The 1,247-nt window shown below is 55.2% G+C and carries 1 protein-coding gene; it reads left to right on the top strand.

The window, feature by feature from the left end; all coding sequences use genetic code 11:
- The coding region (locus tag RI563_RS12090) for a PA0069 family radical SAM protein (protein ID WP_310694638.1) at nucleotides 1-896 on the top strand (896 nt) is incomplete at its 5' end.
- Between the last annotated feature and the right edge of the window lie 351 nt (nucleotides 897-1,247).

Below are 1,247 nucleotides of genomic sequence, written 5' to 3'. Positions count from 1 at the left end.
ACTCACCGGATGTCCCATTTACTGCCTCCATCAACCCTTACAAGGGTTGCGAACATGGCTGCAGTTATTGTTTCGCCCGCCCGACACATACCTATCTGGATCTTTCCGCCGGGCTCGATTTTGAAAGCAAGATATATTGCAAGCCCGGAGCAGCACAGTTACTGGAAACCGAACTGGCCCGCCCGCGCTATACGCCACAGGTGATTGCGCTGGGCGCCAATACTGATGCCTATCAACCGATCGAACGGGACATGCGGATCACCCGGTCAATCCTCGAAGTCCTGAAGGCCCATAATCATCCTGTTGCGATCATTACCAAGTCAGCGCTGATAGAGCGGGATATTGACCTGCTGGTACCCATGGCCGAAGCCGGACTGGTTCGCGTGTTTGTGTCCGTAACCACCCTGGATAGGGAGCTGGGGCGACGACTGGAACCCCGTGCGGCCGCGCCGCAACGTCGCCTGGAGGTAGTGCGCCGACTGCAGCAGGCCGGGATCCCGGTCGGGGTATTGATGGCGCCGATTATTCCGGTGCTTAATGATAGCGAGATCGAACAGCTGCTGGACGAGTGTGCCGCGGCCGGCGCCGAATCGGCCGGTTATGTCATTCTACGTTTGCCACATGAGCTCAAAGAGCTGTTTGTCCAATGGTTGCAGGAACATTATCCCCTCAAGGCCGAACATGTCATGAACCGCGTTCGTGACCTGCGCGGCGGGCGTGAATATCAAAGCAACTTTGGCGAGCGCATGCGCGGCAGCGGCCAGTATGCCGAACTGATCGCGCATCGCTTCGCCCTGGCCTGCAAGAAACAGGGGCTAAACCGGCGTAGTCTGGATCTGGACTGTTCCAAATTCCGGGTACCTTTGAAAAGTGGGGATCAGATGGGGTTGTTCTGAAGAAGATCTCAACGCAGAGACAATGCCCTTCGGGCAGGTACGAGGGACGAGTTACGAGGGGCGAGATAAAGCACAGGCTCTGCTCAATCCGCCTTCGGCTTGAACCATTGTTCGGGTTTAAGCTGATGGACTGGACCAGGCGGAGCGGTTCCACACGACACCGGTATGTTGATTCAGCGGAATCCGGGATTTCGCAGGCGTAACAAAACGGTTTTTGACTTTAATAATATTTTCTTCGTGTCTTTGTGTCTTCGTGGTTAAGCTTTTCTCTGCGTCTCTGCAGTGAATAATTTTACTTGGTCTTGCGCCGAACCTCGGTGACGTTGTTGAGCTGGTTGATACGTGCCAGTA

Origin of the sequence: Thiohalophilus sp. (assembly GCF_031581315.1) — a bacterium.
Lineage (GTDB): Bacteria > Pseudomonadota > Gammaproteobacteria > UBA6429 > Thiohalophilaceae > Thiohalophilus.
The sequence above is the reverse complement of the archived record's forward strand: the minus strand, read 5'-3'. Positions and strand labels throughout refer to the sequence as shown.